Here is an 18,648-nt window from a genome sequence, read left to right on the forward strand (position 1 = left end):
ATGGGCCTGCGCGCAACGTCCTCGGAGGAGGGAAGATGAGTAACGTGCACAACAAAGCAGCGACGGTCCCGGAAGGCCTGCACATTCCGCAGAACGTGGTCTGTCACGCCACCCATCTGCGCAAGGCCACGCGCCGTATCACGCTGCTCTACGATGCGCTGCTCGCGCCTTCCGGGTTGCGCTCGACCCAACGCTCGATCCTGATGCAGATCGCCCGCAGCCAAGTCACCAGCCTGTCGGAGCTGGCGGCGATTCTGCTGATCGACCGCTCAGCGCTGGCGCAGAACCTCAAACCCCTTGAGCGTGAAGGCTGGTTGTCAGTCACCGTCGACCCTGCCGACAAGCGCAGCCGACGCGTGAGCCTGACCCAGGCCGGGATGAACAAACTGCTCGAAACCCAACCCCTGTGGGAGCAAGCCCAGGCCAGCTTCGAGAAAGGCTACGGCCATGAACAAGCCCTGGCATTGCGCAAGGCACTGATTGACGTGGCGGCGGGGGAATATGAAGGGGTGGATAAAGCGTGAGGCGTCACTCCTTTCAGGGGCCAGCTTGGTGATTGCTGGCGAATGCGGCAGATCCTCGACATCAACGTGGAATGCCCCGTCTCATTCTTCAGCAAGCTAACTTGTATGGTGTGCATTTCAACTATTTGGGGTGACGCTGATGGTTTGGTTTGTCCTAACGGCCAAACTGTTCCGCCTTCGGCGGGTTGCTTGATAACCCCAAGTAACCAAGGGTTGAACTCCCGGTTTGGCGACTCCTTCGTCGTCGTACCCTCTCTCCGGCGACGCTTCGTGGGCCCGCGCTGAACGGACATCCATGTCCTAGCAGCGCTCTCGCGGCATCCATGCCGCTCGGCCCACTCCGCGCCACCTGCGTTCAGCCTGCACCCAAGTCGCGTTTTGTGGTGCCTGGACTTCCTCTGTATGAAGATCAAAAGCAGAACCCAGCGCAGCTTGCTGCTCTGCTTTTGACTCTGCCGAAGGCGTAGGAGCGTGGCTTGTCCCGCGATCTGCCGGGAACCGGCAGCAAATCCGGTGCATGCGGTGTGTCAGGTACAACCGAGTTGTGTGGTTTTGCTACCGCTGCGCGGCAGATCGCGGGACAAGCCACGCTCCTACAGGGAAAGCGTCAAACTGATAGCTCCTGCTCCTGCTCCTGCTCCTGCTCCTGCTCCTGCTGTTGATTTTGCTCTTCTACATCAATGGGCCAGACACCACAAAACGCGACTTGGGTGCAGGCTGAACGCAGGCGATGCGGAGTGGGCCGAGCGGCATGGATGCCGCGAGAGCCGCCCCCGGCCATGGATGGCCGATGGCGGCGGGCCCACGGAGCGTCGCCGGAGTGAAGGTACGACGACGAAGGAGTCGCCAAACCAGGAGCCCAGAAGGCGGAATGCTTCGGCCGTTAGGCCGGACCAAAATGCCAATGACACCCAAAATAGTGGCTATACGCACGCTATAAATCGGCCCCTACCTGTCGTGTCGTCAGGTCCAAGTCTGGTTCTACACGGTCGAGGCTGCTGCGGCCTTGACTGGAACCTCCCGCGCCGCCACCCGTCGCCCGCTTTGCAACACAAACACCCCACCCAGAATCGCCGCAATCGCCACAACATCCAGCGCATGCACCGGCTCACCTGCGACGAAAATCCCGATCAACAGCGCAATCACCGGCGGAATGTACGTCGCAGAAGCCGCCACCACCGCACCGAGCCGTTCAACGATGAAGTAATAAAGGATGTACGCCACGCCGGTTCCCAACAGACCCAATCCAAGGGAAACCCCGATCATCGCCTTCGGGCTTTGGGTGATGTGCTGCATGCCGGTCTTGTCCGTGACCAACAACAGAATCAGCAGCGCCAGACCGATCTGGTAGGTGCACAGCGCCACCGCCGAAATGTTCAGGCCGGTCAGGAAGCGCTTGGCGTAGACGAACGAGCAACCGATGCTCAGCGAGCCAAGCATCATGTACATCACGCCCTGCACCGAAATCGCCGCGTCACCTGTAGCCCAGGGCCGTGCGATCAACAGCACGCCGACAAAACCCAGCAGCACACCCATCGTCATGCGCGCATTCAGCCTTTCTTCCCGCAGAAACAGAAACGCACAGCCGAAGGTGAACAACGGAATCACGCCGCTCAGCAAACCGGCCACGCTGGACAGAAGCAGCGTGGTGCCCTGAGCGTACAGGTAGTAGTAGATCGCAGTCGCCAACAGCGCCATGACCAGGAAATGATGGATGTACCTGACGTGGCGCCAGCTCAACGCGCGGGTCGCCAGGGCATAGATCAGGATGGGCAGAAAGCCGAAGAATGAGCGAAGCAGCACGATCTGCGCGGGCGAAATCCACTCCACCGCCCACTTCATGAACATGAAGTTCGTGCCCCAGATCAGCCCGAGCAGAGCGAAGGCCAAGTAGGCGATGTTTTTCATGGTGTGTGCTCAGCCGCATGAAGGGTGGGATAGCGATTGTGCGCGGCGATGTGATCCGTTACAAATCATCATCTCTACGATATGAAGTAGAAAAACGACATCATGAAAACGTCTCCGCCGCTTAAAGCCTTGCTCTGTTTTGATGCCGCGATGCGATTGAACAGTTTTTCTCTAGCGGCCGATGAGCTGAGCGTGACGCCCGGCGCGGTGGGTCAGCAGATCCGAAATCTGGAGCAATGGCTCGGTGTCGCGCTGTTCACGCGGCAGATCCGCCAGATTCAACCGACGCCCGACGGTCAGGCGTACTGGTCGCAGATTCAGCCATCGCTCCTGCAGATCATCAATGCCAGTCATGCGCTGCGCGACCGTCATAACAACAACGTCTGGCTGAACATGCCGCCCAGTCTGGCCGCCAAATGGTTTGCGCGGCGTATGGCCGGCTTTCTTGAAAACCATCCCTCTGTGGCCCTGCACCTGAGTTCATCGACCACACTGGCCGATTTCAGCAGCGAGCGGGTCGATCTGGCGATTCGGCATTTCGACGGGCATGCGCCGGAGCTGGACGTCGAGTTGTTGCATCAGGATAACGCGCGCGTCTATTGCAGCCCTGCTTATGCCGAACAGCACGGTTTGAACAGCCCGGGCGACCTGCGACGTGCGACGTTGCTGCACAACACCTTGCACCCGAACTGGCCGGACTGGCTGCAGCGCTTTGCCGGTATAGGTGAGCAGGAAGGGCGGAACATTCCCGGCATCCACTTCGACCAGTCTTTGATGGCCATTGAAGCGGCGCGGCGGAATCAGGGGGTGGTCATCACCAGCGAATGGCTGACCCAGGAGGAGGTGGCGAGCGGGGCGCTGATTGAACCCTTCGAGCAGCGTTTGCCGCTGTCGAAGGGGTATTACCTGGTGCAGCCCAAACATTCGATACTGCGCCCGACGGTGCAGGCGCTGAAGGTCTGGCTGATGGGGGAGGCGAGGGACGCGTCAAAATGAACACGACCCACGCTCCGGCAGTTTTACGGCATCACAGGCGGAATGTACGCCAGCGTCGTGCCCAGCGCCCACAGCAGGAACAACACCAGCGGTGTGTGCACCAGCAACTGCACGAACGAGAAACCGATCAGGTCGCGCGCTTTCAGGCCCAGTACACCCAGCAGCGGCAGCATGTAGAACGGGTTGATCAGGTTCGGTAGCGCTTCAGCGGCGTTGTAGATCTGCACCGCCCAGCCCAAGTGGTATTTCAAGTCGTTGGCGACTTGCATTACGTATGGCGCTTCGATGATCCACTTGCCACCGCCCGACGGAATGAAGAAGCCGAGGATGGCCGAGTACACGCCCATCAGCAGCGCGTAGGTGTCGTGAGAGGCGATGCTGGTGAAGAACAGCGAGATGTGGTGCGCCACGGTTTGCGCATCACCGCCCTTGACCGTCGTCAGCAGCGCGGCAATCGAACCGTACAGCGGGAACTGAATCAGCACGCCGGTGGTGGTCGGCACTGCGCGGGCCACGGCATCCAGGAAGCTGCGCGGACGCCAGTGCAGCAGCGCGCCGACCATGATGAACAGGAAGTTGTACGTGTTCAGGCCGGAAATTGCGGTGATCGCAGGCTTGGTGCTGAACTCGTTGAACAACCAGCCGGACGCCAGCACGACCATCAGGATGATCAGCAACGGGCTGTATTCCAGCCATTCGCCTGGACGGGTGCGCGGGGGCAGCGGCGGCAGGCTAAACGCTGGATCGACGCCGCATTCCTTGGCGTCACGGGCGTTGGCCGGGCCAGGCGCGGTGGCGTAGGCGACGATGATCGAGATCACCACCAGCGCCAGCAGCATCACGCCGGATTGCCACAGGAAGATGGTCTGGGTGAACGGGATCATCCCGGTGATCGCCAGAATGGACGGGGGCAGGCTGGCCGGGTTGGCTTGCAGCTGAGCAGCCGAGGACGACAGACCCAAAGCCCACACCGCGCCCAGACCCAGATAGGCGGCGGCGCCAGCAGCGCGGTAGTCCATCTTCAAATCCGTGCGACGTGCCAGAGCCCGGACCAGCAGACCGCCGAACACCAAGGACAGGCCCCAGTTCAGCAGCGAAGCGACCATGGAGATCAGCGCGACCCAGGCCACGGCCGAGCGGCCGTTTTTCGGGATGCGCGCCAGACGGTCGATCAGTTTGACCGCAGGCGGCGAACTGGCGACGACATAGCCGCCGATGACCACGAAGGCCATTTGCATGGTGAAAGGGATCAGGCTCCAGAAACCGTCACCAAAGGCCTTGGCGGTGTCGGCGGGTTTAGCGCCGATGACCAGCGTTGCGAGGGTGACGATGACCACGGCAAGGGCGGCGAACACCCACGAGTCAGGGAACCAGCGTTCTGCCCATTTGGCGCAGCGCAGGGCAAATCGGGCGGAGCGGCTTTCTTCGATATCGGCGGCCACGTTGTTTTACCTCTTGGAGTTATTGTTCGGGTGCTATTTGAAATAGCTGTTTTTAGTGTTGGCAGTGACGCAAAAAAGGTTCGGCTCTAGATACAGCAAAGCCCCTTCATGACTGAAGAGGCAGAATGGCACAACGGTATGACGCCGGTGTATCAAGAGAGTAGAGGATGGCGCGTACCCTGTAGGAGCGCGCTTGCCCGCGAAGCGATTGTTCAGACACTGCGTGGGTGTACGGACAGGCGCTCATCGCGGGCAAGCGCGCTCCTACAGGGTACGCGACAGCTCAGGCCTCTCAGAACTTCATCTCGACCACATCGTCCGGCACGATCAGCTTGCCGGCGGTCTTGGCGACGATTTCCTCAACGGTCACGCCCGGTGCGGTTTCGCGCAGGATGAAGGCGCCGTCCTTGATTTCCAGGTACGCCAGGTCGGTCAGGACTTTCTTGATGCAGCCAGCGCCGGTCAGCGGCAGGCTGCAGCGCGACAACAATTTGGATTCCCCGTCCTTGGACGCGTGGGTCATGGTCACGATGATGTTGTCGGCCCCGGCGACCAGGTCCATCGCGCCGCCCATGCCTTTCACCAGCTTGCCGGGAATCATCCACGAGGCGATGTTGCCCTCGACGTCGACTTCGAAAGCGCCCAGCACCGTCAGGTCGACATGGCCACCACGGATCATGGCGAATGACTCGGCGGAGGAGAAGATCGACGCGCCTTTGCGCGCGGTCACGGTCTGTTTGCCGGCGTTGATCATGTCGGCGTCGATGGTCGCTTCCGTCGGGAACTCACCCATGCCGAGCAGGCCGTTTTCCGATTGCAGCATCACGTCGATACCGTCGGGTACGTAGTTGGCGACGAGGGTCGGAATGCCGATGCCCAGGTTCACGTAGAAGCCGTCTTGCAGTTCGCGCGCAACGCGCTGTGCCATTTGTTCGCGGGAGAGTGCCATGATCGTGGGTCTCTTTTATTGTGTCCGGCAGGCTCAAGAATCGTCTGCGGAAAAATCAATGGAGGGTGTCGAATCGACTCGGCGCGTCAGGATTTCTTGATCGTGCGCTGCTCGATGCGTTTCTCGAACGTGCCCAGGATCACGCGATCCACATAGATGCCAGGGGTGTGGATCTCGGTTGGCAGCAATACGCCCGGCTCGACAATCTCCTCGACTTCCACCACGGTGATCTTGCCCGCAGTGGCAACGACCGGGTTGAAGTTCTGCGCGGTATGGCGATAGACCACGTTGCCGAAGTGGTCGGCTTTCCAGCCTTTGACGATCGCGAAGTCGCCGGTGATGGCTTCTTCCAGGATCACATTGCGGCCGTTGAACTGGCGGGTTTCTTTGCCTTCAGCCACCGGTGTGCCGTAACCGGTAGCGGTGTAGAAAGCGGGAATGCCGGCGCCGCCAGCGCGCAGTTTTTCAGCGAGGGTGCCTTGCGGGGTGAGTTCGACTTCAAGTTCGCCGCTCAGCAACTGGCGTTCGAACAGGGCGTTTTCGCCGACATAGGAAGAGATCATCTTGCGGATCTGGCGGTCTTCGAGCAGGACGCCCAGACCAAAACCGTCGACGCCGCAGTTGTTGGAAACCACCGTCAGGCCTTTCACGCCCATGCGCTTGATTTGCGCGATGAGGTTTTCCGGGATACCGCACAGACCGAAACCACCAGCCAGAACAGTCATGTTATCAGTCAGCCCGGCAAGGGCTTCTTCGTACGTTGCCACTCGTTTGTCGAGTCCAGCCATGATGATGCGACCCCGCTTCGTTGTAGTTGTGTCTGACAATCGGGCTGTCAGAGAGCGTTGACTGCATCTTCTCTCTGCATCAATGATTTGTTAATTTTGTTTTTTTCATAGATTGATAAGAAAACAAAATATATGAACGTGAAGCAGCTTCGGGCGTTTCTGGCGGTGGCGCAATGTTTGAGTTTTGCTCAGGCCGGAGAGCGGCTGCACCTCTCCCAGCCCGCGCTGAGCCTGACCATCAAGGCGCTTGAAGACGATCTGGGTGGGCAACTGCTGGCGCGTACCACGCGCAATGTCAGCCTGACGCCGGAAGGCGAGGCGCTGTTGCCGCTGGCCCGGCAACTGCTCGCCGACTGGGACAACACCGAAGAGCTGTTGCGCCAGCGCTTCACGCTTCAAATGGGCAAGGTTTCGGTCGCGGCGATGCCGTCGTTCGCCGGCAACCTGCTGCCTATTGCGCTCAAGGTGTTCCGCGAGCGCTATCCACGGGTCAACGTGGCGGTGCACGACGTGATCAATGAACAAGTGCTGGAAATGGTCGATCACCGTCGGGTCGAACTTGGCATCGGGTTTGAGCCCGAATCGAGCAACAACCTGACCTTTACCTCGTTCTACCTGGACCGGTTTGTCGCCGTAGTGCCGATGGATTCACCGCTGGCCGAGCGTGCGCAAGTCACTTGGGACGAACTGCTGCACCATGACTTCATCACCCTGCAACGCCCGTCGGCGGTGCGTCTGTTGTTGGAGCAGGACCTGCAGACCCAGCACGGCAAGCTCTCGGTTGCATTTGAAAGTCATCAACTGTCGACGGTGGGACGTATGGTCGCCAACGGTTTGGGCGTGAGCGCGGTGCCTTCGTTGTGTATTCAGCAGATGGAAGAATTGGGAGCGCGCTGCATCGCCCTGGAAGGCCCGCGCATCGAACGACGGATCGGCCTGATGACCTTGGCCGATCACAAGTTGTCGGCCGCGGCGCAGGCGTTGAAGGATGTGTTGATTGAATGCGCCCAAGCGCCTGTGGTTTAAGCGACTGAGCCGATTCATTTAGATGAATGGATGAATGACAGGTCTTTTCGGCCACTTTCTATGAAAAAATCGCTGCGACGTCTTGCCGCATCCGGTATCGTTTGGCCATCTGAAACAAATTGTTTCGGATCATCTTTCAATAAGAATCGAACGATAAGGGGTTCCGCTTGGATTTGTCGTCTGCTGCGTGGGTGTTCCATGACACCCGCTTGATCATCTGCTGCCTGATCGCCATCGCCACGATTATCGTGCTGATCAGCGCCACCAAACTCCCGCCGTTTCTGTCGATTCTGGTGGGCACTTTCATCGCAGGGATAGGCGCGGGGTTGCCAGCGGAGGCAGTCGCAAAAGCGTTCAGCAAGGGCGCGGGCGGCATTCTGGGCGAGGCCGGGATCATCATCGCGCTGGGTGCGATGCTGGGCGCGCTGATGGCCGAGTCGGGAGCGGCAGATCGAATTGCATCCACCTTGCTCAAGTTGGGCAAAGGCAAGACGCTGCCGTGGGTGATGGCGTTGGTGGCGATGGTCATCGGCTTGCCGCTGTTCTTCGAAGTGGGGCTGGTGATGATGGTGCCGATCATCTTCGTCATGGCGCGCCAGTCCAACCAGCCGCTGCTCAAAATTGCCATTCCGGCACTGGCGGGCATGACCACGCTGCACGCCCTGATGCCTCCGCACCCTGGGCCACTGATTGCGGTCAGCGCGTTGCACGCGGACCTGGGCCTGACGATGTTGTTGGGTTTGTGCATCGCCGTTCCTGCGGTGATTCTCGCCGGCCCGATTTATGGCAACTGGTTGTCCAAGCGTCTGCATATCGAAGCACCGGCTGAATTGGGCGAGCTGTTTTCGGCCAGTCCCGGTGTCGCGCGTCAGCCGGGTTTTGGTATCTCCCTGCTGATCATCCTGCTACCGGTGATCCTGATGCTCGGCAGTACGCTGGCCAAGATCGCCCTGGAGCCGGAGAGCAACCTTGCACTGACCCTGAAATTCCTCGGCGAGCCGTTGGTGGCCTTGGGCATTGCCGTGTTGGCGGCCACGGTTTGCCTGGGTTGGGCCAATGGCATCTCCCGGGAGCACGTGGGCGGCACGCTGCGCAAAAGCCTGGCACCGATCGCTGTGCTGTTGCTGACGATTGGCGCGGGTGGCGGCCTCAAGCAGACGTTGCTGGATGCCGGCGTCAGCCAGACCATCAGCAAAGTGGCCGAAGGCGCGCACATGCCTTACCTGCTGCTGGCGTGGCTGATCGCCGTGGCATTGCGTCAGGCGACAGGCTCCGCGACCGTTGCGACCACGACGACCGCAGGCATCCTCGCGCCAATGATGGCCGGCCTTGCGCCGATTGAAGCGTCGCTGGTGGCGCTGGTGATCGGTGCAGGTTCGGTGTTCTTCTGCCATGTGAACGATGCGGGCTTCTGGATGGTTCGCGAGTACTTCGGCCTGCAACTCAAACAGACGATCTGGGTCTGGTCGGTGCTGCAGACCATCGTCTCGGTGGTCGGACTGATCGGCACGCTGCTGCTGTGGCATTGGTTGGTTTAACAGTTTCCGACCTTCACCGATCCTCTGTGGGAGCTGCCGGAGGTTACGACGGTGGCGAATGCAGTACGTCAGGAAGACCGCGTTTACCGCATTCGCCACCGTCGTAACCTCCGGCAGCTCCCACAGGTCACGCGTCTCCTGCACCATGCCGATAAGGCCGGTGAAGCAGGCAGACCGCGTCGGCACAGCCAATACCGACTATCAAGACGACTGATTTCTGCTCGAACGGGGCGGGGCGTAGCCTTGGCTCATTCCCGAAACGAGCCGAATGGAGTCTCTCATGAACCGTCTTCTTGCCCTTGCCATGCTGCTTTCAGTTGCCGTTCTTTCTGGCTGTGCCGCTGGCAATCATCCTGAACTGCGCCCTTACACCGCTGAAGAAACTCACCAACTCGCCCTTGAAGACCTGAACCGTCGCGGCTTGTCCTACGACGACTATCAGGCTCGCAAAAACCAGCTGATGGCTCAGCCACAGATGCAGCAAGCGCACGAGTTCGATAACCGTGGTGAAGTCAACGCTCAGGTCAATACACCGTCCAAAGCGCGCCAAGGCTGAGTGGGTTGCTTCGAGGTGGTAACAGTTTCCTGACGATTGCGATTTACTTGAAACTGTATGGTTAAAAGTCAGTGTGTCTGTCTATGTGTTTCCGGTCGGGCTTTCGCTAGCGTGGTGGCCTGAAATCAAGACATTCCTGGACCCGCATCATGCTGACTGCCGACCTGCTGCTCGCCTTCATTCTGTTCGCTTTCGTTTCATCGATCACGCCCGGTCCGAACAACACCATGCTGTTGTCTTCAGGCGTGAACTTCGGTTTCAATCGCACCATTCCACACATGCTCGGCATCAGCTGCGGCTTCGCGCTGATGGTGCTGGCGGTCGGCTTTGGATTGGGCGCGGTGTTCAAGGCCTACCCGATTCTGTACACCGTGCTGCGATACGCAGGCGCGGCGTATTTGCTGTACCTGGCGTACAAGATCGCCACTTCCGGCCCTGCCAGGGACAGTGATCAGAGCAATGCCCGGCCCATGAGTTACCTGAGCGCGGCGGCATTTCAATGGGTGAACCCCAAGATCGGCGCGATCAGCACCTACACGCCCATGAATGGCTACTTCACGAATGTCGCGATCATTGCCTTGGTGTTTGGCATCGTCAATTTGCCCGCCGTGAGTCTGTGGGCGGGGTTTGGCAGCCTGTTGCGCAATGTGTTGCGCGATCCGTTGTGGTTGCGGGTGTTCAACGGGGTGATGGCGGCGTTGCTGGTGTTGTCGTTGTATCCGTTGCTGGAGCATTGATCTCATCGGCTTCTGACCGAGCGAGCGGTGGCTCAGACCGCAATCTCCTGTGGGAGCGAATTCATTCGCGATTGGCCGGCAGGATCAACACCTCTCTTTTGCATGAGCCATCTTTCGCGAATGAATTCGCTCCCACAGTTGATCTGCGTTCGGCGGGATGATTGTTGTGAAGGGCGATCACAACGCCAGCTTCAAATGCCCACCCGCTTCCTTGTGCCGCGCGTTTGTGCGGTGCTGCAGACCGAGATGAAAATGCTCCAGCCCGTCTTGCAGGCGCTGGGTCAGCAGCTCGTCCAGATCGCCGCCGAGGTCGTTGTCGCCGTAGCTGATCTGGCTGTCGATGGCGAAGACGCCGTGCAGCACTTCCTGGCATTTGAGCGCGGACAGCACCGGCTTCAAGGCGTAATCCACGGCCAGCATATGGGCGATGCTGCCGCCGGTGGCCAGCGGCAGCACGACTTTGCCGTGCAGCGAGCGTTCTGGCAGCAGGTCCAGCAGGGTTTTCAGTGCGCCGGAAAACGAGGCCTTGTACACCGGCGTGCCGATCAACAGCCCGTCGGCTTTGGCCACGGCGTCGATGAAGGCAGTGACTTCGGGGCTGTCGAACCGGGCGTATAGCAGGTCTTCGGCATTGAAGTCCTGAATGCGTACGGCCTTCACGTCTACGCCGTGATCGGCCAGCCATTGCGCGGCGTGTTTGAGCACCACGCCGGAGCGGGAGCGGGTGGAGGGGCTGCCTGAGATTGAAACTACCAGCATGTCGTAGGTCCTTGGGGTCGGTCACCCGAGGTGCTGCGTGGCACCGTGCAGGTCGCGGTTAACGCGATGGGATGGGCGGATAGACCCTTTGGAAGGTTCAAAGCAGCATGCGTGCCAGCCGCGGTGATGTGCCTGGACGGCAGTGAAACCGGGGGCTTTAGGGGTTTCAGAGGGAATGTGTTTGGAGGGAATGATTGATTCTGGAGGGGGTAACTGTTGATTGGCTGTTGCTGGGGAAACACTTGGATGTTCAGGGTTCAGGGTTCAGGGTTCACGGTCATGGCTGGTGTCAGGGGGGCATTGGGTTCTGGGTGTATATCCATTATTGAGGGTGGCGCTGATTACGGTTCCGCTCTTACAGCGGGTCACTTTTTCCAAGAGCCGAAATGTCGGACCACGAAAAAGTAACCAAAAAGGCCCTGCTCCTGGTTTGGCCCTCCTGCGTCGGGTACCCGCACTCCGACGACGCTCCGTGGGCCCGCGCTGAACGGACATCCATGTCCTAGCAGCGCTCTCGCGGCATCCATGCCGCTCGGCCCACTGCGCATCGTCTGCGTTTGGCCTGCACCCAAGTCGCGTTTTGTGTCGTCTGAACGTTGTCGGTATGAAGATCAAAAGCGAGAGCAGCAGTTCTCTGCCCCGCTTTTGATTCTGCCGAAGGCGTAGGAGTGCGCTTGCCCGCGATCTACCGCGCAGCGGTAGCAAAATCAGGCGACTCGGTTGTATCTGATACACCGCATGCACCGGATTTGCTGCCGCTACGCGGCAGATCGCGGGCAAGCGCGCTCCTACAGGGTGGTGTGCGGCAGGCCGATGCACGGACCAAGAATGCGAAGAGCGTTAGCTCCAGCCCGCGTTGTTCATGTCCGCGCCAGTCCAGGCACCACGGAGCGTCGCCGGAGTGAAGGAACCCGACGAAGTCGGGCCCAACCAGGAGCATAGGACCCTTGGTTACTTGGGGTCTTTTCAAGTAACCCGCCGAAGGCGGAAGAGTTTGGCCGTTAGGCCAAACCTACAGGCGCCACCGAAATCAAGGATGCACCCCCCCAACCCCAGCACCCCCAACCCCCCAACCCCAAAAAAAGCACAAAAAAAATCCCCGCAGTCGGCCTCTGCGGGGATTTTGGCTTTCGTCTTACGCTTAACCGATAACCCGAAAGTTGTCGCTCGAAACAGCCATCAGTTCCGGAACATCGCACCCGTCTGGATGATGTTGTTCGAACCCAACAGCTGACTCACATAACGGCTCCAACGGGTAATGTTCGCAGGCCCCACGAACACCACATCCTGCGCCGCCAGCTCAAACCCTTTGGCCAGTGCATAAGCGGTCGGCTTCTTCGCGTTCAAGTGATACACCGTGGCCGAATGCGTCGCATCCTGCGCACGAATCACATACACCGCCTCACCATCGGCCGCATCGGGGCTCAAGCCACCGGAGGTACCCAGCGCCTCAAGCAGCGTCACGCTGGTGGTGCTGAACGAGATCACCTGTGGACGCTGAACCTCGCCCAACACATAAATCTTGTTCTTGGAGTTGCTGTTCAGGTGCAGATAGTCGCCGTCTTTCAAGTAAATCTTGCTCAGCTGCGAATCCTTGCGGTTGAGCGAGTCAACGTCGATCACGTAATCCTTGCCGTCGCGACGCAGGGTCAGGCCGGCGAGGTTGGCGTCGGTCAGATCAACACCCGCCTGGCTGATGGCCTGAACCAGGCTCAGCGGAATGTTGGTGACCGGCTGTGGGCCAGGCGTTTTGAACGCACCCGACAGCAACACGCGCTGGCTGTTGTAACGCAGCACTTTGACGTCGACCTTGACCTCGGTGTACTGCGGCGCCAGGCCCATGCGCAGTTGTTCACGGATCTGGGAAACGGTCTTGCCACCGGCCTGGATACGACCGACATAGGGGAAGAACACGGTGCCGTCGTGCAGCACTTCCCGGGTGTTTGCGTCGAGCTGATCCTGGGAACCCGGAGCGGTCAGCTCAGGGTGTTCGAACACCGTGACCAGCAAGGTGTCGCCTGGGCCGACGATGTATTCAGGCGTCTTGTAACTCAGCAGCTCAGGTGGCAATGGTTTGGTCATCGCCGCGGCCGATTTCTGCTGTTGGGCCAGGGTGGTAGGGGTGATATTGACGAGGGTGACCGCGGGACCGTCCGGGTCTTTATCGGTTACATCATCGAGGGACATGTATTGACCAGGGGCGAATGCGCAGCCTTGCAAAACCAGACTGGAAAGCAGCACTACCGCTAACGTTACTTTCATATGAATGTTCCTTCTAATCCTAAAAGGTGCGTACTGGCACCGCAGTGATTTCGTTGCATCCCTTACTTACACCGAACTTCGGATCACAATCGTTCAAACACTCAAGCACCTCCCGCCGAGCTTAGTAGCCATCGGCCATCTTTGTTGTTATTGGCAGACATTCTTTTTTTTAACGAGCGTTTAGAAGGCGTTCTTGTTGACGAAGCCTTTGAAGAGCGTCAGCAGGATGATTTTCATGTCCAGCCAGACCGACCAGTGCTCGATGTACTGCAGGTCGAATTCCACGCGTTTCTGCATTTTGTCCAGCGTGTCGGTTTCGCCGCGCCAGCCATTGATCTGTGCCCAGCCGGTGATGCCTGGCTTGACCTTGTGCCGCAACATGTAGCCCGACACCTGCTTGCGGTACTGCTCGTTGTGCGCCACCGCATGAGGGCGCGGGCCGACGATGGACATGTCGCCGCGCAGCACGTTGAAAAACTGCGGCAGCTCATCCAGCGACGTGCGACGCAGGAACGCGCCCAGTGGCGTGATACGGCTGTCGTTGCGCGTGGCCTGGGTCACCACAGCGCCGTTTTCCTGCACGCTCATGCTGCGGAATTTCCAGACCATGATCGGACGACCGTCCAGGCCATAGCGGCGCTGACGAAACAGCACCGGGCCCGGCGAGGTGAATTTGATCGCCAGGGCAATCAGCATCAAGGGCAGGGCAATCATCGTCAGGATCACGCTCGACAGCACGATGTCTTCCACGCGCTTGACCATGCTCCAGGCGCCATCCATGGGCGAGTCGAAAATGCTGATGCTCGGCAACCCGTTGATGCTTTCGCTACGGGCGTGCAGCAACTCGAACATGAACACGTCAGGAATCACATAGACCGAAGCGGTGGTGTCGCTGAGGCCTTTGATCAACTCCTGCAGACGCGCTTGCGCGCCCAGGGTCAGGGTGATGTAGACCTTGTCGATCTTGCCGTCGCGGGCGTCTTGGATCAGTGCGTCCAGATCGCCCAGTACCGGAATGCGTCGGCCAATGCGCGCCAGGTCCATCTGCTCGGGCGACTCGTCGTAAAACCCCAGCAGGTTCAGGCCCATCCAGGGTGCTCGCTCGATGGACAACGCCAGGCGTTCGCCACAGTGACCGGTGCCGACAATCGCCACGCGGCGGGTGTTGAATCCGTGGCTGCGCAGTGTGTGCAGCAGGCTGCGAATCGCCAGGCGATAGCCACACAGGGCAACCAGCACGGCGGCAAACCAGGCCATCTGACTGTTGTCCGCCAGATTGTCGGGCTGCAACAGCATGTAGTCCACGAACAGCAGCAGGACGAAGGCCAGTCCCCAATAGTTGGCGACTTTCAGCAGTTCACGCAGGATGCGTTCGCCGCGCCAGGAGCCGTACAACTGGTGATATTCGGCCAGCCAGTGGAAGGCCACGGCGGCCAGCAGAATCTGCATCCATGTTTCGGTGCTCATCGGGGTGCCGGTGAACAGGTTGATGCTGTAACCGCCCAGGGTGATCACCGCCAGGTCCAGCAAACGGTGGGCGACGGACAACGTCGATTGATGAGCATGCAAGATGCCGCGAAGTGGTGTGCTCATATTCTGTGCTCGCTCAGACGGATTTGATCGGAACAACGCGGGCGGATACATCGTTGGCATGTAACGTGGGCGCGACCAGGGTCGGAGGAATCTGAGTCGCGCGGAACTGCATGGACAGACGGGCCTGACGCGAAGCACTCAAGCGCAGCTCGACGAATTGCCGCATCTCTTGCTCGAAGCGCGCTTCGCTGAAACGCTCGGCGTTGGCCCGGCAGGCGTGCGCGGTAATGCGGTCACCTGACGCCTCGAATGTCTCTATCGCCGCGATCAGCGACGGGACGCTTTGCTCCTGGTAGAACACCCCGGTCGGTTGCGGGTGATCCAGTCCACAGACCGTTTCCAGCACGCCACCCTTGCCGAAGGCGATGACCGGCGTGCCGCACGCCTGGGCTTCCACCGGGCTGATGCCAAAGTCTTCTTCAGCAGCAAACACAAATGCCTTGGCGTTGCGCATGTGTTCCTGCAACACCGCGAACGGCTGGTAACCGAGCAGGGTGACATTCGGCGCGTTGGCGGCAATGGCTTTGGCCTTTTCCATTTCCGGACCGTCACCGACCATGACCAGACGCTTGTCCGGCATCGCTGCGAAGGCTTCGACGATCATCGGCATGCGCTTGTAGGGGACCATGCGCGAGGCGGTGAAGTAGTAGTCCTGCTTTTCTTCCTGGATCGTGAAACCGCGGGTGTCGACCGGCGGATAAATCACGGTCGACTCGCGGCGATACGACTTGGTGATGCGCGCGCCGATGAAGTGCGAGTTGGCGATGAAATCGTCCACGCCGGCGGCGGTGCGCTGGTCCCACATGCGCATGTAATGCAGGATCATCCGCGCCACTTTGCCTTTGAGGCCAGCGCTCATGTTGGCTTCTTTCAGGTACTGGTGCTGCAGGTCCCACGCGTAGCGAATGGGCGAGTGCACGTAGCTGACGTGCAGTTGGTCCGGGCCGCACAGCACGCCTTTGGCGACTGCGTGGCTGCTGCTGATGATCAGGTCGTAGCCGGACAGGTCGAGCTGCTCGATTGCCATCGGCATCAACGGCAGATAGCGCTGGTATTTGGTTTTGGCTTTAGGCAGGCGCTGGATGAAGGTGGTGGTGGCGACCTTGCCGCCCAATTGGGCGCGGTCCTGGTCGCTGAGAAAGTCGATGACGGAGAACAGATCCGCCTCGGGCCAGATTTTAATCAACGATGCCAAAACCCTTTCGGCACCGGCATACGTCACCAGCCAGTCGTGGACGATTGCGATTTTCATTGGAATTCTCTGCAGTAACGGCTTACAGAAATCCGGCACGTCGAGCGAAGCTCGCGAGGATTCCCCCAAAGCGTTGATATTTGCGCAGGCTCTACTTCAGACGCTTAACGGTTGCGTCTTGGCTTTGCGATTATTGAGGCGTTTTCCAAGCTGGATAAAAGGCGCTTCGATGAAGTGGAAACACAGATGAGCGGCACCCAGCGTCAATAGCGTGGCGAACAGCGCGATGATCAGCGCTGACGCCCCGGTGCGTGCCAGTACGAACTCGGCCAGCATCCCCATCGTCGGGTGCAACAGGTACAGCGAGTAGCTCACCGCGCCCAACCACACCAGGGCGGGGTGGTCCAGGCGCACGCTACGGGTCAGCAGCAGAAAACTGCTGATCGCCACGGCGTAGGTGAAGCAGTAACGGCCCCAGGTTTCCCCGGTGCCCATGTCCTGGTGATACGCCATGATCAGCGTCGGTGGCAGCAGCACCACAAAGGCAATCAACAGCATCTTGAGGTTACGTGTCAGCTCCTGGCTGTGTTCGGCCAGCAACCATTGACGCCACACCGAACCGAAGAACATCAGCGAGAGCGCCAGCGGCAAGGCCACCGGTAGCTTGCGTTCGGTCAGCGCGCGAACCACACTCATCGCCAACGCCATCAGCAGAAAGGCCAGCGAGCAGCGCGCGCGAAACGTCTGGTCGTACAGCTTGCCGCCCATGAACAGCGCCAGGCACAGTCCGTAGAACACCAACTCGATGAACAGCGTCCAGTACAGACCGATCACATCGTCAAACCCCAGTGCCGCTTGCACCATCGTCAGGTTGGCGATGACCTGTTTGAGCGGCGGCAGCGGTGCGCCGGTCAGGCCCAGCATCACCACGAACAGCAGCAGCGAGACCCAGTACGCCGGATACAACCGCATGAAGCGCGAAATCAGAAAGCGCCGCGCACCGTCGGGCACCGGCTTGAGGCTGTAAGGAATGACCACGCCGCTGATCATGAAAAACCACAGCACGCCGAGCTTGCCGGGGTCGATAAGGGCGTCGAAGACCCAGACATGACCGATGACCGGCAAGAACAGGTGGGTGAACACCACCATCAACGCTGCGACGCCACGCAGCGCATCGAGATAGGCCAGACGTTTCATGGGCATGCCTCAAAGCTTGCTGGAGGATTCGCGACGCAGCGCGTCGTTGCCGGTGCTGGCGCGACGATCCCTGGGCTGATTCAGCAACGCGTCGATGCGTTGCGAGACACGGCGTGCCGATTCGTCCCAGGAAAAGCGCGCCACATTGTTCAGGCCGCGCCGGCGCAATGACTGGCGCAGCGGCAGATCCGTGAGAATCCGCTCCATGGCCGAGGCCATGTGCGTGACGTCCATCGGGTCGAAATACAGGGCGCTGGCCTGCAACACTTCAGGAATCGATGCGGCGTTGGCGGCCAGCACCGGGCACCCACAGGCCTGCGCTTCCAGCGGCGGAATGCCGAACCCTTCGTACAGCGAAGGAAACACAAACGCCGTGGCGCCCTGGTATTGGGCAATCAGTTCGTCATCGTTCAACCGACCGAGAAAGCGAATGCGCCGGTCGCGGCTGGCCAGGCGTTGCAGGTTGTCATCGGCGAACACGTCACTGGCGCCACCGACGATGTGCAATTCCAGGTCATCGTGGTCGCGCAGCATCAGGAACGCCTGAATCATCCGGCTGAAGTTTTTGTGCGCGCTGGGCGAAGACACGGCCAGCAGGTATTCCGGTTCGTTCTTGAGCGGCGGGCCGGGCTGAAAGGCCCCGCTCACGGCGTTGGGCACCACGAAGATCTTCTTTTCCGGGTAGTTGTAGAACTGCGATATCTCGCCCTTCGAGAAATTGCTGACGGTCAGCAGGGCCTTGATCCGCGACAGCATGATCGGCGTCATGGTCCGGTACAGCAGGCGAAACATCCGGGTGTAGCTTTCCGGGTGACGCACGTAGGTCACGTCGTGGTGGGTTGCGATCTGATTGCCGTAAAACAGCGGCGCCGTGCTGCACAACGAAATCAGCAGCGGGCTGCCCTGGCGTTTCAGATACAGCGGCAAGTCCAGCTGTTCCCACAGGTGGCCGCTGTTGCGACCGATGCACTGCACGTCCAGTGCCCTGGCGCTGTCATGCATCTTGATGCCATGAGGGGCGACGAAGACCACGTCGTCGCGTTGTTGCTTGAGCGCCAGACAGGTCTGTTCGGCGAAGCGTTGAACGCCCCGCAACTCCTGAGTGAGAAAGCGTGCATTGATCACAATCATGGTGGACGACCTGTTGAAGAGGTAAATGAGTCATACGCGACGCAAAGGTC

The 18,648-nt window shown here is 59.8% G+C and carries 16 protein-coding genes; 6 read left to right on the plus strand and 10 right to left on the minus strand.

Features of this window, described 5'->3' with window-relative positions:
* Nucleotides 1-35 precede the first annotated feature (35 nt).
* The gene (locus BLS87_RS29815; RefSeq protein WP_074758470.1) at nucleotides 36-524 is read left to right on the plus strand and encodes a MarR family winged helix-turn-helix transcriptional regulator; all 489 of its coding nucleotides are present in this window, start codon (nucleotides 36-38) and stop codon (nucleotides 522-524) included.
* A 981-nt stretch (nucleotides 525-1,505) separates the two neighbouring features.
* Here the strand turns inward: BLS87_RS29815 and BLS87_RS29825 are convergent.
* Nucleotides 1,506-2,432, minus strand: coding sequence for a DMT family transporter (locus BLS87_RS29825; protein ID WP_074758474.1), 927 nt, complete (start codon nucleotides 2,430-2,432; stop codon nucleotides 1,506-1,508).
* 102 nt (nucleotides 2,433-2,534) lie between these two features.
* Here BLS87_RS29825 and BLS87_RS29830 point away from each other — a divergent pair, with 102 nt between their 5' ends.
* Entirely contained in the window at nucleotides 2,535-3,428 is an 894-nt protein-coding gene (locus tag BLS87_RS29830) for a LysR substrate-binding domain-containing protein (RefSeq protein WP_074758476.1), read from the plus strand.
* 23 nt (nucleotides 3,429-3,451) lie between these two features.
* On the opposite strand, the gene BLS87_RS29835 is transcribed toward BLS87_RS29830, so the two are convergent.
* The 3 genes from BLS87_RS29835 to BLS87_RS29845 form a co-directional block, all read right to left on the minus strand.
* Nucleotides 3,452-4,870, minus strand: a complete 1,419-nt coding sequence (locus tag BLS87_RS29835) for a short-chain fatty acid transporter (protein ID WP_074758478.1) — start codon at nucleotides 4,868-4,870, stop codon at nucleotides 3,452-3,454.
* A gap of 292 nt (nucleotides 4,871-5,162) precedes the next feature.
* Nucleotides 5,163-5,819, minus strand: a complete 657-nt coding sequence (locus BLS87_RS29840) for a CoA transferase subunit B (protein WP_074758480.1) — start codon at nucleotides 5,817-5,819, stop codon at nucleotides 5,163-5,165.
* 86 nt (nucleotides 5,820-5,905) lie between these two features.
* Complete coding sequence (locus BLS87_RS29845; protein WP_062390523.1) at nucleotides 5,906-6,607, minus strand: CoA transferase subunit A; 702 nt, start codon at nucleotides 6,605-6,607, stop codon at nucleotides 5,906-5,908.
* Nucleotides 6,608-6,739: 132 nt separating this feature from the next.
* On the opposite strand from BLS87_RS29845, the gene BLS87_RS29850 reads away from it, so the two are divergent.
* From BLS87_RS29850 to BLS87_RS29865, 4 genes are all read left to right on the plus strand, one after another.
* Nucleotides 6,740-7,633 carry a LysR family transcriptional regulator gene (locus tag BLS87_RS29850; RefSeq protein ID WP_074758482.1) on the plus strand — a complete coding sequence of 298 codons (894 nt, stop codon included), beginning with the start codon at nucleotides 6,740-6,742 and terminating at the stop codon, nucleotides 7,631-7,633.
* 167 nt (nucleotides 7,634-7,800) lie between these two features.
* On the plus strand, nucleotides 7,801-9,171 hold the full coding sequence (locus BLS87_RS29855; RefSeq protein ID WP_074758484.1) for a GntT/GntP/DsdX family permease: 1,371 nt from the start codon (nucleotides 7,801-7,803) through the stop codon (nucleotides 9,169-9,171).
* 280 nt (nucleotides 9,172-9,451) lie between these two features.
* Nucleotides 9,452-9,727 carry a hypothetical protein gene (locus BLS87_RS29860; protein ID WP_074758486.1) on the plus strand — a complete coding sequence of 92 codons (276 nt, stop codon included), beginning with the start codon at nucleotides 9,452-9,454 and terminating at the stop codon, nucleotides 9,725-9,727.
* Between the two features lie 146 nt (nucleotides 9,728-9,873).
* Nucleotides 9,874-10,464 (plus strand): LysE family translocator, encoded by a 591-nt coding sequence (locus tag BLS87_RS29865; protein WP_074758488.1) that lies wholly within the window; start codon nucleotides 9,874-9,876, stop codon nucleotides 10,462-10,464.
* A 177-nt stretch (nucleotides 10,465-10,641) separates the two neighbouring features.
* Here BLS87_RS29865 and ssuE read toward each other — a convergent pair whose 3' ends face one another.
* From ssuE to BLS87_RS29895, 6 genes are all read right to left on the minus strand, one after another.
* Nucleotides 10,642-11,223 (minus strand): NADPH-dependent FMN reductase, encoded by a 582-nt coding sequence (ssuE, locus tag BLS87_RS29870; protein ID WP_074758490.1) that lies wholly within the window; start codon nucleotides 11,221-11,223, stop codon nucleotides 10,642-10,644.
* Between the two features lie 1,179 nt (nucleotides 11,224-12,402).
* Nucleotides 12,403-13,485 (minus strand): polysaccharide biosynthesis/export family protein, encoded by a 1,083-nt coding sequence (locus BLS87_RS29875; protein WP_074758492.1) that lies wholly within the window; start codon nucleotides 13,483-13,485, stop codon nucleotides 12,403-12,405.
* Between the two features lie 180 nt (nucleotides 13,486-13,665).
* Nucleotides 13,666-15,078 (minus strand): undecaprenyl-phosphate glucose phosphotransferase, encoded by a 1,413-nt coding sequence (locus BLS87_RS29880; protein WP_074758494.1) that lies wholly within the window; start codon nucleotides 15,076-15,078, stop codon nucleotides 13,666-13,668.
* A gap of 13 nt (nucleotides 15,079-15,091) precedes the next feature.
* Entirely contained in the window at nucleotides 15,092-16,330 is a 1,239-nt protein-coding gene (locus BLS87_RS29885; protein ID WP_074758496.1) for a glycosyltransferase family 4 protein, read from the minus strand.
* Between the two features lie 96 nt (nucleotides 16,331-16,426).
* Complete coding sequence (locus BLS87_RS29890; protein ID WP_167362123.1) at nucleotides 16,427-17,467, minus strand: acyltransferase family protein; 1,041 nt, start codon at nucleotides 17,465-17,467, stop codon at nucleotides 16,427-16,429.
* Nucleotides 17,468-17,476: 9 nt separating this feature from the next.
* The gene (locus BLS87_RS29895; RefSeq protein WP_083370794.1) at nucleotides 17,477-18,598 is read right to left on the minus strand and encodes a glycosyltransferase family 4 protein; all 1,122 of its coding nucleotides are present in this window, start codon (nucleotides 18,596-18,598) and stop codon (nucleotides 17,477-17,479) included.
* Between the last annotated feature and the right edge of the window lie 50 nt (nucleotides 18,599-18,648).

This window comes from Pseudomonas abietaniphila, assembly GCF_900100795.1.
In the GTDB taxonomy this organism is placed as follows: Bacteria; Pseudomonadota; Gammaproteobacteria; order Pseudomonadales; family Pseudomonadaceae; genus Aquipseudomonas; species Aquipseudomonas abietaniphila.

Excerpts from the sequence above, each read along its gene's own strand:
- BLS87_RS29895 (WP_083370794.1), bottom strand. The coding sequence starts at position 18,598 with ATGATTGTGATCAATGCACGCTTTCTCACTCAGGAGTTGCGGGGCGTT.
- BLS87_RS29850 (WP_074758482.1), top strand. The coding sequence starts at position 6,740 with ATGAACGTGAAGCAGCTTCGGGCGTTTCTGGCGGTGGCGCAATGTTTG.
- BLS87_RS29815 (WP_074758470.1), top strand. The coding sequence starts at position 36 with ATGAGTAACGTGCACAACAAAGCAGCGACGGTCCCGGAAGGCCTGCAC.
- BLS87_RS29885 (WP_074758496.1), bottom strand. The coding sequence starts at position 16,330 with ATGAAAATCGCAATCGTCCACGACTGGCTGGTGACGTATGCCGGTGCC.
- BLS87_RS29875 (WP_074758492.1), bottom strand. The coding sequence starts at position 13,485 with ATGAAAGTAACGTTAGCGGTAGTGCTGCTTTCCAGTCTGGTTTTGCAA.
- BLS87_RS29830 (WP_074758476.1), top strand. The coding sequence starts at position 2,535 with ATGAAAACGTCTCCGCCGCTTAAAGCCTTGCTCTGTTTTGATGCCGCG.
- BLS87_RS29825 (WP_074758474.1), bottom strand. The coding sequence starts at position 2,432 with ATGAAAAACATCGCCTACTTGGCCTTCGCTCTGCTCGGGCTGATCTGG.
- ssuE (WP_074758490.1), bottom strand. The coding sequence starts at position 11,223 with ATGCTGGTAGTTTCAATCTCAGGCAGCCCCTCCACCCGCTCCCGCTCC.
- BLS87_RS29845 (WP_062390523.1), bottom strand. The coding sequence starts at position 6,607 with ATGGCTGGACTCGACAAACGAGTGGCAACGTACGAAGAAGCCCTTGCC.
- BLS87_RS29880 (WP_074758494.1), bottom strand. The coding sequence starts at position 15,078 with ATGAGCACACCACTTCGCGGCATCTTGCATGCTCATCAATCGACGTTG.
- BLS87_RS29860 (WP_074758486.1), top strand. The coding sequence starts at position 9,452 with ATGAACCGTCTTCTTGCCCTTGCCATGCTGCTTTCAGTTGCCGTTCTT.
- BLS87_RS29840 (WP_074758480.1), bottom strand. The coding sequence starts at position 5,819 with ATGGCACTCTCCCGCGAACAAATGGCACAGCGCGTTGCGCGCGAACTG.
- BLS87_RS29890 (WP_167362123.1), bottom strand. The coding sequence starts at position 17,467 with ATGAAACGTCTGGCCTATCTCGATGCGCTGCGTGGCGTCGCAGCGTTG.